Here is a 13,903-nt window from a genome sequence, read left to right on the forward strand (position 1 = left end):
TTTGAACCAGGCATTTTGATTTCAGGATCCGGGAGTTGTTCCCTATGCCCCGCGTTCTCATCATCGACGACCAGAAGGACGTCCGTGCGATGGTCGCGATCGTGCTGCGCGTCAACCGTTATGAGGTCGTTGAGGCCGACAGCGGCGCAGCCGGGGTGAAAGCCTTCACCGAGGTCGGCTTCGACGCGGCAATCGTGGACATTTTCCTCGGCGATACCAGTGGCGTCGAGGTCATCACGACCCTGCGCGAGCTTGCACCGAGCCTCCCGGTCGTTGCCGTGTCGGGGATGACGGCGCTGGACTTCATGGAACAATCGCCCCACCTCGCCAGCGTGGTCTGCCTGCAAAAGCCGTTTCGGCCGAACGATCTTCTTGAAGCACTGAGGAAGGCCCAAGGCGCGGTGGACGGCGCGATACAAGCAGCAGTCTGATCCTGACGCAGGAAGAAACGCCCCGGGCGAGCCGGGGCGCGATGATGATTGGAGGAGGCCTTCAGGCCCCGGCAAGCGTGCTTAGGTGCCGTTGCCGCTGATCGCGGCGTAGCCGCCCTTGGCGTCCCATTTGTAGACGACGTAGTCGAGCTGCTTGATATCGCCCTTGGAGTCATACTCGATCGGCCCGATCACGGTATCCCACTTGCCGGCCTTGATGGCTGCCATGACCTTCTTGGCGTCGGTGGTGCCGGCCTTCTTGGCCGCCTCCGACCAGACCTGCATCGCTGCGTAGGTGTAGAGCGTGTAGCCCTCGGGGTCGATGTTCTTGGCCTTGAAGGCTTCGACGATCTTCTTCGCGGTCGGCTTGTTGCGCGGATCGGGGCCGAAGGTGAACAGCGTGCCTTCGCCGGCCGGGCCGGTGATGGAGGCGTATTCCTTGTCGGCGAGTGCGTCGCCGGCCATCAGCACGGTCTTCAGGCCCTGGTCGCGCATCTGGCGCAGGAGAAGGCCGCTCTCTTGATGGTAGCCCCCGACATAGACGAGATCGATGTTGTCGCGCTTCAGCCGCGAGACGATCGCGTTGAAGTCCTTGTCGCCCTTGTTGTAGGACTCGTACATCTTCTCGGTGACGCCGGCCTTGTTGAGCGCCTTCTTGGTCTCGTCCGCAAGACCCTTGCCGTAGGTGGTCTTGTCGTTGAGGATGGCGATGTTCTTGCCCTTGTAGTTCTTGGCGATGAACTGGGCGGCGACCAGGCCCTGCTGGTCGTCGCGGCCGCAGACGCGCGCCACGTTCCACAGTCCGCTATCGGTGAACTTCGGATTGGTGGAGGCGGGAGTAATCTGGAGCACGTTGCCGTCGGCATAGGCTTCCGACGCGGGGATCGACGAGGACGAGCAATAATGCCCGGCCACGAACGGAATTTTCGCGCCGGCGATCTTCTCGGCGATCGAGCGCGCCTGTTTCGGATCGCAGGCGTCGTCCTCGACGGACAACGCGAGCTTCTTGCCGTTGACGCCGCCGGCGGCGTTGATATCGGCTACGGCCATCTCGGCGCCGTTCTTCATCTGGCGGCCGAAGGCGGACTCGCCGCCGGTCATCGGACCTGCGACTGCGACGGTGACATCCTGCGCGAATGCCGCGCTCGACAGCGCGATCGATGCGCCGAATGCCAGACCGATGAGCTTCAGTGATTTCATGAGATACCTCGAGGGTGGTCGCCTGTGGAAGTTACCGGGCATGCCCGGTTCAAACCGGCGCCATTCTTGAATGAATTCGAGGAGAAGTCACCGGCAAAATACGGGCATTGGCAGAGATATCGCCAAATTCGGCCGCACGGGTTCGCCTTGGCGGCCTCAGCCGTGCCGGCCGCCTTCCAGGTAGGCGGCGCGAATCTCGGGGCGCTGCAACAACTCGGCACCGGTCCCGGCCAGGGTGATCAGGCCATTGACCATGACATAGCCGCGATGGGCGAGCTTGAGCGCGTGGTTGGCGTTCTGCTCGACGATCAGCACGGTCAGGCCGTCCTGCCGGTTCAGAGTGCGGATCGCATCGAAAATCTGGCGCGCGATCAGCGGCGCCAGACCGAGCGAGGGCTCATCAAGCAGGAGCAGGCGAGGGCGGCTCATCAAAGCGCGGCCGATGGCCAGCATCTGCTGCTCGCCGCCAGACAGGGTTCCCCCGCGCTGGCCGTAGCGTTCCTTCAGCCGCGGAAACAGCGTGAACACGCGTTGTAGCGTCACCTCGCGTTCGGCGTCGGTGCATTCGGTGGCGTCCGCCCCCATCTGGAGATTTTCCGCCACGCTCATGCGCGGGAAGATGCGGCGGCCTTCCGGCGATTGCGCGATGCGCAAATGCGCGATCTCGTGGGTGGGCACTTCGGTGATGTCGCGGCCTTCGTACAGGATCTGGCCGGCGCGGGCGCGGGGCTTGCCGAAGATCGTCATCATCAGCGTCGATTTGCCGGCGCCGTTGGCGCCGATCAGCGCCACGATCTCGCCGGCATTGATCTCGAGGTCAACGCCCTTCAGCGCCTCGATCTTGCCGTAGGCAGCGCGAAGGCCGTGGATCGCGAGCAGGGCAGTGGGCGACGTCACGACCCGCTCTCCATCACGGCCGCCGCCTCTTCCTCATCGGTGCCGAGATAGGCGGCGATCACCTTCGGATCGTCGCGAACCTCGCGCGGGGAGCCTTCAGAGATCTTCACACCGTGGTCCATCACCACGATATGGTCGGAGATCTCCATCACCACGGACATGTCGTGCTCGATCAGCAGGATCGAGGTGCCGAGCTCGTTCCGGATCGACAGCAGCAGCTCGCTCAGGGCGGCGCTCTCGCGCGCATTGAGGCCGGCGGCGGGTTCGTCCAGGCACAAGAGCGCGGGCTCGGTGCACATCGCGCGTGCGATCTCGAGTCGTCGCTGGTCGCCATAGGCAAAATTACCGGCAGCATCGTCGGCGCGATCGAGCAAATTGACGCGCTTGAGCCAGTCGGTGGCGAGATCGATCGCGCGCTTCTCGGCGTCGCGGTAGACGGGCGCGCCAATGAGCCCGAGCAAGGTGAAGCCGGAGGCGCGCATCAGCGCGTTGTGCTGCGCCACCATCAGGTTTTCCAGCGCCGTCATGCCGGGAAACAGGCGGATGTTCTGGAAGGTGCGGGCGACCTTGGCCTGCTTCGCGATGCGGAAATCGTTCAGCCGCTCCAGCGCGATCACCTTGCCGTCGTCATGGCCGAGGCGGATGGCGCCGCCGCTCGGCTTGTAGAACCCGGTGATGCAGTTGAAGACCGTTGTCTTGCCGGCACCGTTGGGTCCGATCAGCGCGGTGATCTTCTTCCGCTCGGCAGCAAACGACAGGTCCTGCACCGCGACGATGCCGCCGAAGCGCATGGTGAGCCGGTCGACCTCGAGAATCTGGTCGCGGCTCATCCGTGCCCCTCCTTGACGAGGTCGGATGAGATCGCGTGGGCCTTGGTCAGATACACGGTCGGCGCGCGATGGCCGATCAGGCCGCGCGGCCGCCAGATCATGATCAGCACCATGGCCATGCCGAACACCAGCATGCGATAGCTCTCGAGGCTCCGGAACAGTTCGAAACCGCCGATCATGGCGAGCGCTGCGAGCGCGACGCCAAGCTGCGAGCCCATGCCGCCAAGCACGACGATGGCGAGCACCAGCGCCGATTCCTGGAAGGTGAAGGATTCCGGGCTGATGAAGCCCTGGCGGGTCGCAAAGAACGCGCCGGCAAAGCCGCCGAACATCGCACCGGTCGCGAATGCCGTGAGCTTGGTGGTCGTGGTGTTGATGCCGAGCGCGCGGCAGGCGACCTCGTCCTCGCGCAGGGCTTCCCAGGCGCGGCCGATCGGCAGGCGGCGCAGCCGGATCGTCACCCAGTTGGTGAGCAGCGCGAGCGCCAGGATCAGGTAGAACAGGAAGACGATGCGGTGGGTCGGCGAATATTCGATGCCGAGCCTGGCTGCGAGGCCGTTGTCGCTATTGTCGAGCGGGATGCCGAAGAAAGAGGGGCGGGGAATGCTGGAGACGCCGTTGGGGCCGCCGGTCAGATCCTGCCAATTGATGATGACGAGGCGGATGATCTCGCCGAAGGCGAGCGTCACGATCGCGAGGTAGTCGCCGCGCAGGCGCAGCACGGGGAAGCCGAGCAGCACGCCCCAGAATGCGGCGAGGACGCCCGCTAGCGGCAGGCAGATCCAGAATGACCAGCCGAAATTGGTCGCAAGCAGCGCGTAGGAATAGGCGCCGACCGCATAGAAGGCGACATAGCCGAGATCGAGCAGGCCAGCCAGCCCGACCACGACATTCAACCCCCAGCCCAGCATCACATAGGTGAGCACGAGGATGGCGAGATCTAGGATGTAGCGCTGGTCATAGAAGATCACAGGCACCAGCAGGGTGAAGATCAGAAGCGCCGGTGCGAGATAGCGGCCGAGGAACGACATTCCGCTCTGCACCGCCGGCGGCACCAGCTTCTCGGCGCCGGTCGGACCGATCCATTGCTTGAGCAGCTCGAGCACGATCGAGCCGCCGAATACCGCGGCGACGAGGGAGGCGACCTCGCCGAAGCGCGTCCAATAGGTGAGCTGGCCGTCGGAACCGGCTTCGGTGCGGACGCCGACCATCAGCGAGAACAGCACCAGCGCGATCAGTGCGTTGACGCAGGCGGTCTTCAGGAGAGCGGGGATGCCCGATGCGGTTTTGGCGGTATTGATCGAGGGAGCTTTCACGCGCGCGACCGTCAGACTTTTTCGACTTCGGGGCGGCCGAGCAGGCCGGTCGGCATGAAGATCAGCACGACGATCAGGATCGAGAACGCGGCGACATCCTTGTATTCGACCGAGAAATAGGCCGACCAGAACGTCTCGATCAGCCCGATCGCGAGCCCCCCGAGCATGGCGCCGGGCAGCGAGCCGATGCCGCCGAGTACGGCCGCGGTGAACGCCTTGATGCCGGCGACGAAGCCCATGAAGAAATCGACCAGGCCGTAATAGAGCAGGTACATCAGGCCGGCCACTGCGGCGAGCGCAGCGCCGATCACGAAGGTCATGGAGATAGTGCGGTCGACGTTGACGCCGAGCAGCGCCGCCATGGTCTGGTCCTGCTCGCAGGCGCGCATGTCGCGCCCGAGCCGTGTGCGCGACACCAGCCAGGTGAAGATCGCCAGCAGCACGATGGTGGTGATGACCACCACGATCTGGATATTGGAGAGCTGGATGACGAAGCCATCGGCGCTCTCGTGCAGCGTATAGCCGCCGGTGATCACTGGCGGCACTGGCTTCACCCGCGCGCCTTGCGCCACCTGCGAATAGTTGGTCAGCACGAACGACATGCCGATCGCCGACAGCATCGGCGCGAGGCGGAAGGAGTGGCGCAACGGACGGTAGGCGATGCGCTCGATGGTCCAGCCATACAGGGCGGTGATCGCCATCGAGACCAGGATCACGATCAAAAGGATCACCGGGACCGCAGTCAGGCCCGTCGAGACCAGCAGAAGGAAGGTGATCAGGGCGATGAAGCCGCCGATCATGAAGACATCGCCATGGGCGAAGTTGATCATCCCGACGATGCCGTAGACCATCGTGTAGCCGATCGCGATCAGCCCGTAGATCGAGCCGAGCACGAGACCGTTGATGAGCTGCTGGGCGAAATAATCCATAGGCTGCCGTACCCAAATCTGACGCGGCTCAAAGGGAGCTCTTCGAGAGAGTGCTGGTTTCTTCTCGGGCCCCGGCAGCCCTTAAGCATTCTCGTTTTGTAACAGGAGGGAACTGGCGGCTGCAACCGGCCTCGCCTCCGCATCAAGGCTTTTACAGAGATCATTTGGCGCTCCGGTTCCCCCGCAATGGGCGGAACCGGCTCCGTCAGCGCCATCGGATGCCTGTCGGGAGGCAGTTAAGGTAAACAAAGGGTTTAAATTGCCGCCACAGTCTGATGCGAGTTAGCTCCCGGCAGAGCCTTTCATCGAAGGCGCGGCCAAACGAAGCGGGAAGCGGCATGTTCGGAAACTGGCGGATCGGTTCGGTCAACGGCGCACTTCTGGCGGCCTATTTCATCCCGACCTGGACCCTCGTTGCCTTCAACATCATGGTGGCGCCGGTGCACGGCCTCTATGAGCGGCCGAGCGTCGCAGTCGCTCTTTTCCTCAGCGACCATCTCCAGATGGCGGGGATGGACACGGTGCGCGCCGCCTGGCTGCTGGCGCTGGGGCGCTTAACGGTGGTGGCGTTCTTTGCGATCTACCTTGCGCTGCTCTGCATCCCCCGTATCCGCAAGAACGGCGGCAGCGACGAAGCGCTCGGCATTGCGCTTGCGATCGGCAGCCTGATCTCGTTTGCGAGCATGATCATGGCCTCGAAGGTCGGCGAGATGGCCGCGCTGCGGCTGCACGCCACCGAACTTCTGCTCTTGCTCGGTGCCGCCATCGTGGTGGTGATCGAGCGGCCCGCGGCGGCGCCCAAGATCGTTCAGAAGCCCGTCGAGGCCACCCCGCCGCTAGGTCTTGAGCAGGCCGAGCTCCTGCACAATCGCTGAGGCTTCCTTGACGGCGTGGTTCGCCGCCGGCACGCCGCAATAGATCGCCTGCTGCAGCAGGATTTCCTTGATGTCGTTGGGCGTGAAGCCACCCTCGGCGAGGGCCGCGCGCACATGCAGGCGGAATTCATCCCATTGCCCAAGCGCAACCATGGTGCCGATCACCAGCACCCGCCGCGTGCGCTCGTCGAAATGCGGCCGCGTCCAGATCTCGCCCCAGGCGTAGCGCGTGATCATGTCCTGGAAATCGGTGTTGAATGCATTGCGACCCGCGATCGACTTGTCGACCCAGGCATTGCCCAGCACTTTTCGGCGCACGTTCATACCGGCATCGCGGCGTTTCTGGTCGTCCATGCTGTTTCCTCCTTCGTCATTGCGAGGAGCGAAGCGACGAAGCAATCCAGTCTCTCACGGCAGACGGATTTCTGGTTGCATCGCTGTGCTCCCAACGACGGTTGTGGCTAGCGTTGCGTCAAAAAGCCCACGACCGCGTCGGTGAATGCGTGCGGCTGCTCGACATTGGAAATGTGGGCGGCGTCAATGATGGTCATGCTCGCGCCGGGAATGCTTGAGCGGATCAATTCACCCGCCGAAATCGGCGTCGCCATGTCGTGGCGGCCGGCGATCACCAGTGTCGGGTTCTTGATGTTCGGCAGCAACGCGCGCTGGTCGAGCGTCGACAGCGCTTCGCAGCAGGCGAGATAGCCTTCGAGCGGCGAGGCCAGCAGCATCTCCTTCATCCTGGCGGTGATGTCGGGCGCGCGCTCGCGGAAATCCTGGGTGAGCCAGCCGGCGATAACGGCGTCGGCGACGGCGGCGATGCCGCCCTTCTTCACCGCGTCAATGCGCTCGAGCCATTTGGTCGGCTCGGCGTAGTAGCAGGAGGTGTTGGCGAGGATGAGCTTGCCGAAGCGCTCCGGCGCGTTCGCGCCGAGCCATTGCCCAACCATGCCGCCCATCGACAGGCCGCACCAGTGCACTTTTTCGATATTGAGGTCGTCCAGGATGGCGAGCACGTCGCGGCCGAAGCGCTCCATGGTGTAGGGGCCGGGCGGAACGTTGGACTTGCCGTGGCCGCGGCGGTCGTAGCGGATGACGCGGAATATCTGCGTCAGTGCCTTCATCTGCGGCTCCCACATCTGCAGCGTGCAGCCGAGCGAGTTCGAGAGCATCAGCGTCGGCCCGCCGTCGCGGCCCTCGACGGAGACGTTGATCAGGCAACCGTCGGCATCGATCATGGGCATGCGGGCGTCTCCGTTTTATTTGCGCGCAGGACTGCTTTATTCGCGTTCGAGGCTGTCGAGCAGGCGATCGATCAGGGCTTGGGAAGCGCCTTGATAGGCCATCGGCTCGAGCAACGCCGCAATTTTGTCCGGCGAAAGATGCGCAGTGACATGCGAATCGGCTGCGAGCACCTCGCGCAGATGCTTCTTCTCGGCGACCGCGCGCTTGCTCGCGGCCTCGATCAGATGATGCGCATCGCTCTTGCCCATCGTCTCGGCCAGCGCAAAGGTAACCGCTTCCGCCATGATCAGCCCGTGCGTCGCATCGAGATTGCTGCGCATGCGCGCGGCATCGACATCGAGACCCTCGGCGATGTCGACGATGGCGGCAAGCGCGCCGGAGGTGACCAGCATCAATTGCGGCAGCGTCGGCCATTCCGCGTGCCAGGGACCGGCGCTGCGTTCGTGGTCCTGCACCTGTGCGGCAAAAATCGTCGCTGCGAGCTGAGGCGCCATGGTCGCGCAGCCGAGCGCGCTTGCGGCTGCGACCGGGTTGCGCTTGTGCGGCATGGTCGAGGAGCCGCCGCGGCCTTCCCCGGCGGGCTCGAACGCCTCTGCGACGTCGGTCTGCATCAGCAGCGAGACGTCGCGCGCGATCTTGCCGCAGCTTCCGGCGAGAATCGCGAAGGCTGATGCGGCTTCCGCGATGCGGTCACGGTGGGTGTGCCAGGGGGCTTCTGGCAATGGCAGGTTCAGCTCCTGCGCCAGCCGTTCTGAAACGACGAGCCCCTTGTCGCCAAGTGCCGCAAGCGTGCCGGCCGCGCCGCCGAATTGCAGTGCGAGGCCCTCGCGGCGCAGCCGCCTGAGGCGGCAGCGGGCGCGGGCAAGGCTTGCGGCATATTCGGCGGCCTTCAGTCCGAACGGCATCGGCAGGGCGTGCTGGAGCCAGGTTCGCGCCACCATTGCCGTGTTGCGATGACTGCGCGCAAGTGCGGCAAAGCCCTTGATGGCGCGGCTGAGATCGGCGTCCAATGCATCGATGCCGGCGCGAAGCGTGAGCATGGTCGCGCTGTCGATGACGTCCTGGCTGGTCGCGCCCCAATGCACGTAGCGTGCGGCCTCGGCGTCGCCCTTGCCGACATTGGCGGTCAGAGTCTTGACCAAGGGGATCGCGAGATTGCCGGATCGAGTCGCGGCCTCGGCCAGCGCAGCCATGTCAAAGGTATCGGCCTTGCACGCGGCTTCGATCGGGCCCACCGCGGACGCGGGAATCACACCCGTGGCCGCCTCGGCTCGGGCGAGGGCTGCCTCGAAATCGAGCATATTCTGAAGGGTCGACCGGTCGTCGCAGACCGCGCGCATGGCCACGCTCGACAGCATCGGCGCGAGCAGGGGGGAGAGGGATGTGCTCATATTGTGCGGGACCTAACCACCATGACCCGCCTGTGCCAATCCCAAACCGGCGGCGCAAGCTTTTTGCAGTTGCGAATATGCATTGCACGTGACCGAGGGCCACCCTTTCTTTTGCCGCCTCCGTGCGGTACTTGAGCTGCATTATAGTTGCGCGATCCAAGTTCGGTATCCCGGGAGGCACCCAATGGCCATGACGATGAACGGCGAAGTCCAGCTTGCGGCGCCGCGCGAGGCCGTGTGGGCCAAGCTCAACGATGCCGAGGTGCTGAAGGCCTGCATCCCCGGCTGCGAGGAGCTGGAGAAGACCGACGATGGCGGCTTTCGCGCGACGGCGAAAATGAAGGTCGGTCCGGTGTCGGCGCGCTTCAAGGGCAAGGTCACGCTGTCCGATCTCGACCCGCCGAACGGCTACAAGATCTCCGGCGAAGGCGAGGGCGGGGTGGCCGGCTTTGCCAAGGGTGGCGCCGTGGTCAAGCTTGCGGAGAAGGACGGCGGCACGCTTTTGTCTTACGAGGTCGAGGCGCAGATCGGCGGCAAGTTGGCGCAGCTCGGCCAGCGTCTGATCAACGGCGCCGCCAAGAAACTGGCAGACGAATTTTTCGCGAACTTCGCCAAGGCGGTACAGGGCTGAAGGCCAATACCTCGAGCATTGCGCCTTTCGGCATATCGCGTTTTGTCATGGCGCCTTGCATTCCCGGTGATGTTGCCCCGGGGCATAATGGCCCATATGATGGGTTGGAATAATTATAAGAACCGCTTCGACGGGACCCGTCGGGGCGCTGATAGAGAGTGTTTATGGCAAAAATCTCCCTCATCGTGAACGGCAATCCTGTCACGGCCAATGTCGATCCCCGCACCCTGCTGGTGCAGTTCCTGCGCGAGAATCTGCGGCTCACCGGCACCCATGTCGGCTGCGACACCTCGCAGTGCGGCGCTTGCGTCGTGCATCTGGACGGCAAGGCCGTGAAGTCCTGCACCACGCTCGCCGTGATGGCCGATGGCCACGAGGTCAAGACGATCGAGGGCCTGGCCGCCGACGGCGCGCCGCTGCATCCGATGCAGGAGGCCTTCCGCGAACACCATGGCCTGCAGTGCGGCTTCTGCACGCCCGGCATGATCATGACCGCGATCGACATCGTCCATCGCAAGGGCAACGAGCTCGACGACCACACCATCCGCGAGGAGCTGGAAGGCAATCTCTGCCGCTGCACCGGCTACCAGAACATCGTCACCTCGATCTCCGCCGGCGCCAAGGCGATGGCGAAATCCGATCTCGCGTAAACCTCGCGCGCACTCTGCGATCAGGACATTCAGATGTACGATTTCAAATACCATCGCCCCGGGACCGTTCGGCAGGCCGCCAACCTCCTGGTGAAGAACGAAGATGCCAAGGTGATCGCCGGCGGCCACACGCTGATTCCCGTCATGAAGCAGCGCCTCGCCAGCCCGCCGCATCTGGTCGACCTCTCCCATATCGATGGGCTCAACACGATCGAGATGAAGGGCCGCGCGCTCGTGATCGGTGCCACCGCCAGGCATGCCGAGGTCGCAAGCTCCGCCATCGTCGGCGAGGCGATCCCGGCGCTCGCGAACCTGGCCGGCCAGATCGGCGATCCCGCCGTGCGCCACAAGGGCACGATCGGCGGCTCGCTCGCCAACAACGACCCGACAGCGGACTATCCGGCTGCCGTGCTTGCGCTCGGCGCCACCATCGTCACCAACAAGCGCCGCCTCAAGGCGGAGGAGTTTTTCCAGGGCCTGTTCACGACGGCGCTCGAAGCCGACGAGATCATCACCAAGGTGATGTTCCCGCTGCCGAAGAAGGCGGCCTATATCAAGTTCCGCAACCAGGCCTCGCGTTACGCGCTGGTCGGCGTGTTCGTGGCGCGGCGTCCCTCCGACGTGCGGGTCGCGGTCACCGGCGCCGGCTCCGAAGGCGTGTTCCGTGTCACCGCGTTCGAGGAAGCCCTGAAGAAGCGCTTCGCCGCGAAGGCGCTTGACGGCATCGAGGTGCCCGCGGACGGCCTCAACAGCGACATCCATGGCAGCGCCGAATACCGCGCGCATCTTATCGGCGTGCTGACGCGGCGCGCCCTCGACGCCGCCAACGCCAAGGAGTGAGTGATCCTCACGCCTCGGCCCAAACTTGTCCCCGGTGAGGGCGTAGCGAGACTGGCTTTTTCATGACCTCAGCGGCCAATACGTCCGGTGCCAATACTTCAGTTGTATTGCCGGCATCGGTCGATTCGATGCTCGAACTCCTGACGTCGCGCGGCTATCTCGCCGAGCGATCGCTGGCCACGGTGACCTATCTGTCGCTGCGCATGGGCCGGCCGCTGTTTCTGGAAGGCGAAGCCGGCGTCGGCAAGACCGAGATCGCAAAAGTGCTGTCGGCGGCCTTGGGGCGGAAGCTGATCCGCCTGCAGTGTTACGAAGGCCTCGACGTTTCCTCGGCGGTCTACGAATGGAATAGCGCCGCGCAGATGATCGCGATCCGGATGGCGGAAGCCGCCGGCGACACCGATCGCGATCAGCTCTCCTCCGATATCTTCGCCGACCGCTACATGATCAAGCGGCCGCTGCTGCAGGCGCTGGAGCCCGACGTTGCGGGACCGCCGGTGCTCTTGATCGACGAGCTCGACCGCGCCGACGAGGCGTTCGAGGCATATCTGCTCGAAATCCTCAGCGACTTCCAGGTGACGATTCCCGAATTCGGCACCGTGAAGGCGCCGCATCCGCCGATCGTGATCATCACCTCCAACCGCACCCGCGAAATCCACGACGCGCTGAAGCGGCGCTGTCTCTATCACTGGGTCGATTATCCCGATGCCGATCGTGAGCTCGCGATTGTCAAGTCGCGCGTGCCGGGCATCTCCGCGAAACTGTCGCAGCAGGTCGTGCGCTTCGTCCAGGCGCTACGCAATCAGGATTTCTACAAATCGCCGGGCGTTGCCGAGACCATCGACTGGGCCACTGCGCTGTCGGAGCTCGACGCCCGCTCGCTGACCCCGCAAGTGGTCGGCGACACGCTGGGCGCGCTGCTCAAATACCAGGACGACATCACGCGGATGCAGGGCGACACCTTGCAGAAGGTGCTGAAGGACGCGACGAGCGAGTGACTTGTCATTCCGGGGCGCGCGGGAGCGTGAACTCTGGTGCGCAATTGCGCACCTGAGAATCTCGCGCCACAATCTCTGGATTCCGGGTTCGTCGCTTCGCGACGCCCCGGAATGACGGAGCGAGGAAAGACCATGGCCATCAACCACCTTGCGCCTGAGCAGACCGAGCAGTTCGCCGACAACATCGTGGGCTTCGCCCGCGCGCTGCGTTCGGCCGGCATGCCGGTTGGGCCGGGTGCGGTCATCGATGCCATGAGCGCGCTTGAGGTGATCGACATCGGCCACCGCGCCGACGTCTTCACCACCCTGGAGGCGATCTTCGTCAAGCGCCACGAGCATGCGCTGATCTTCAAACAGGCCTTCAACCTGTTCTTCCGGGCGTCGGAAGAGTGGAAGCACATGCTGGATTCGGTGCCGCTGCCGGAGCAGGCCAAGAAGAAGCCGCAGGCCGGCTCCCGCCGCGTCCAGGAGGCGATGTCGCAGCCGCGCATGACGGAGACGCCGCAGCACCAGGAGCAGGATTTGCGCCTGTCGGTCTCCGACAAGGAAATCCTTCAGAAGAAGGATTTCGCTCAGATGAGCGCGGCCGAGATCACCGAAGCGCTCCGCGCTGTCGAGCGGATGCGGCTGCCGCAGGCCGAGCTATTGACGCGCCGGCACCGGCCCGATGCGCGCGGGCTTCGTCTCGATTTGCGCCGCACCTTACGCGCGTCCTTGCGCACCGGTGGCGACATCATCGACATCCATCGCCTCGGGCGGATCGAGAAACCGGCGCCGATCGTCGCGCTGCTCGACATCTCGGGTTCGATGAGCGAGTACACCCGCCTGTTCCTGCATTTCCTGCATGCCATAGGGGACGCGCGAAAACGTGTCTCGGTGTTCCTGTTCGGCACTCGCCTCACCAACGTGACCCGGGCGCTGCGCCAGCGCGACCCCGACGAGGCGCTGGCGAGCTGCTCGGCCTCGGTCGAGGACTGGGCCGGCGGCACGCGGATCTCGGCCTCCCTGCACAATTTCAACAAATTGTGGGCGCGGCGCGTGCTGAGCCAGGGCGCCATCGTGCTGCTGATCTCCGACGGGCTGGAGCGGGAAGCCGATTCCAAGCTCGCCTTCGAGATGGACCGGCTGCACCGTTCCTGCCGGCGGCTGATCTGGCTCAACCCGCTGCTGCGGTTTGGCGGCTTCGAGGCCAAGGCCCAGGGCATCAAAATGATGCTGCCGCACGTTGACGAATTCCGTCCGGTACATAATTTGAGCTCGATCCAGGAGCTGATCACCACGCTCTCCCGGCCGCTGCCGCCGCATCACCGCAGCTTGATCCGCTCCGCAGCCTGAGAGGTAGCCATGCTCGATCGCGACGAGGATATTCTGAAGGCGGCGGAGGACTGGCAGAAGGCCGGCCGTGGCGTCGCGCTCGCCACCGTGATCGAGACCTGGGGCTCGGCACCGCGTCCGGCGGGCTCGAGCCTAGTCATCAACGACGAGGGCACGTTCCTGGGGTCCGTCTCCGGCGGCTGCGTCGAGGGCGCCGTGGTCACGGAGGCCATGGATGTGATCCAGAGCGGCAAGCCCAGGATGCTGGAGTTTGGGGTTGCCGACGAGACTGCCTGGAATGTCGGGCTCTCCTGCGGCGGCACCATCCGCGTCTTCGTCGAGAAAGTCGGCTAGCC

16 protein-coding genes are annotated in these 13,903 nt (G+C 64.4%); 8 read left to right on the top strand and 8 right to left on the bottom strand.

Annotated features, from left to right (window positions below; translation table 11 throughout):
- The first annotated feature begins 44 nt into the window (after positions 1-44).
- Positions 45-431 carry a response regulator gene (locus IVB07_RS14325; RefSeq protein WP_085351056.1) on the top strand — a complete coding sequence of 129 codons (387 nt, stop codon included), beginning with the start codon at positions 45-47 and terminating at the stop codon, positions 429-431.
- A gap of 81 nt (positions 432-512) precedes the next feature.
- Here the strand turns inward: IVB07_RS14325 and IVB07_RS14330 are convergent, their stop codons facing one another.
- From IVB07_RS14330 to IVB07_RS14350, 5 genes are all read right to left on the bottom strand, one after another.
- A complete protein-coding gene (locus IVB07_RS14330) occupies positions 513-1,631 on the bottom strand; it encodes a branched-chain amino acid ABC transporter substrate-binding protein (RefSeq protein WP_018455573.1) in 1,119 nt (372 codons plus the stop codon).
- 156 nt (positions 1,632-1,787) lie between these two features.
- A complete protein-coding gene (locus IVB07_RS14335; RefSeq protein WP_018455574.1) occupies positions 1,788-2,528 on the bottom strand; it encodes an ABC transporter ATP-binding protein in 741 nt (246 codons plus the stop codon).
- Positions 2,525-3,358 (bottom strand): ATP-binding cassette domain-containing protein, encoded by an 834-nt coding sequence (locus IVB07_RS14340; RefSeq protein WP_018455575.1) that lies wholly within the window; start codon positions 3,356-3,358, stop codon positions 2,525-2,527. The genes IVB07_RS14335 and IVB07_RS14340 overlap by 4 nt, the downstream gene beginning before the upstream one ends.
- Positions 3,355-4,674 carry a high-affinity branched-chain amino acid ABC transporter permease LivM gene (gene livM, locus IVB07_RS14345; RefSeq protein WP_018455576.1) on the bottom strand — a complete coding sequence of 440 codons (1,320 nt, stop codon included), beginning with the start codon at positions 4,672-4,674 and terminating at the stop codon, positions 3,355-3,357. Before livM ends, IVB07_RS14340 begins: the two co-directional genes overlap by 4 nt.
- An 11-nt stretch (positions 4,675-4,685) precedes the next feature.
- The gene (locus IVB07_RS14350) at positions 4,686-5,603 is read right to left on the bottom strand and encodes a branched-chain amino acid ABC transporter permease (protein WP_018455577.1); all 918 of its coding nucleotides are present in this window, start codon (positions 5,601-5,603) and stop codon (positions 4,686-4,688) included.
- A gap of 338 nt (positions 5,604-5,941) precedes the next feature.
- Here IVB07_RS14350 and IVB07_RS14355 point away from each other — a divergent pair, with 338 nt between their 5' ends.
- The gene (locus IVB07_RS14355) at positions 5,942-6,478 is read left to right on the top strand and encodes a hypothetical protein (protein WP_018455578.1); all 537 of its coding nucleotides are present in this window, start codon (positions 5,942-5,944) and stop codon (positions 6,476-6,478) included.
- Here the strand turns inward: IVB07_RS14355 and IVB07_RS14360 are convergent.
- The 3 genes from IVB07_RS14360 to IVB07_RS14370 form a co-directional block, all read right to left on the bottom strand.
- Complete coding sequence (locus IVB07_RS14360) at positions 6,440-6,832, bottom strand: carboxymuconolactone decarboxylase family protein (protein WP_085351059.1); 393 nt, start codon at positions 6,830-6,832, stop codon at positions 6,440-6,442. The genes IVB07_RS14355 and IVB07_RS14360 overlap by 39 nt on opposite strands.
- Before the next feature lie 107 nt (positions 6,833-6,939).
- Entirely contained in the window at positions 6,940-7,722 is a 783-nt protein-coding gene (gene pcaD, locus IVB07_RS14365; protein ID WP_018455580.1) for a 3-oxoadipate enol-lactonase, read from the bottom strand.
- A gap of 36 nt (positions 7,723-7,758) precedes the next feature.
- Positions 7,759-9,114 carry a 3-carboxy-cis,cis-muconate cycloisomerase gene (locus IVB07_RS14370; protein WP_247337359.1) on the bottom strand — a complete coding sequence of 452 codons (1,356 nt, stop codon included), beginning with the start codon at positions 9,112-9,114 and terminating at the stop codon, positions 7,759-7,761.
- A gap of 184 nt (positions 9,115-9,298) precedes the next feature.
- Here IVB07_RS14370 and IVB07_RS14375 point away from each other — a divergent pair, with 184 nt between their 5' ends.
- From IVB07_RS14375 to IVB07_RS14400, 6 genes are all read left to right on the top strand, one after another.
- The gene (locus IVB07_RS14375; protein ID WP_018455582.1) at positions 9,299-9,745 is read left to right on the top strand and encodes a carbon monoxide dehydrogenase subunit G; all 447 of its coding nucleotides are present in this window, start codon (positions 9,299-9,301) and stop codon (positions 9,743-9,745) included.
- 164 nt (positions 9,746-9,909) lie between these two features.
- Complete coding sequence (locus tag IVB07_RS14380) at positions 9,910-10,395, top strand: (2Fe-2S)-binding protein (RefSeq protein WP_007602418.1); 486 nt, start codon at positions 9,910-9,912, stop codon at positions 10,393-10,395.
- A 33-nt stretch (positions 10,396-10,428) separates the two neighbouring features.
- On the top strand, positions 10,429-11,235 hold the full coding sequence (locus IVB07_RS14385) for a xanthine dehydrogenase family protein subunit M (RefSeq protein WP_027518800.1): 807 nt from the start codon (positions 10,429-10,431) through the stop codon (positions 11,233-11,235).
- Between the two features lie 62 nt (positions 11,236-11,297).
- Positions 11,298-12,233: a MoxR family ATPase gene (locus tag IVB07_RS14390; RefSeq protein WP_026232979.1), complete on the top strand. Its 936-nt coding sequence runs from the start codon at positions 11,298-11,300 to the stop codon at positions 12,231-12,233.
- Between the two features lie 132 nt (positions 12,234-12,365).
- Entirely contained in the window at positions 12,366-13,568 is a 1,203-nt protein-coding gene (locus tag IVB07_RS14395; protein ID WP_085361694.1) for a VWA domain-containing protein, read from the top strand.
- 9 nt (positions 13,569-13,577) lie between these two features.
- Entirely contained in the window at positions 13,578-13,901 is a 324-nt protein-coding gene (locus IVB07_RS14400) for an XdhC family protein (RefSeq protein ID WP_247337361.1), read from the top strand.
- Positions 13,902-13,903 lie beyond the last annotated feature (2 nt).

Source organism: Bradyrhizobium sp. 172 (assembly GCF_023101065.1).
In the GTDB taxonomy this organism is placed as follows: Bacteria; Pseudomonadota; Alphaproteobacteria; order Rhizobiales; family Xanthobacteraceae; genus Bradyrhizobium; species Bradyrhizobium canariense_D.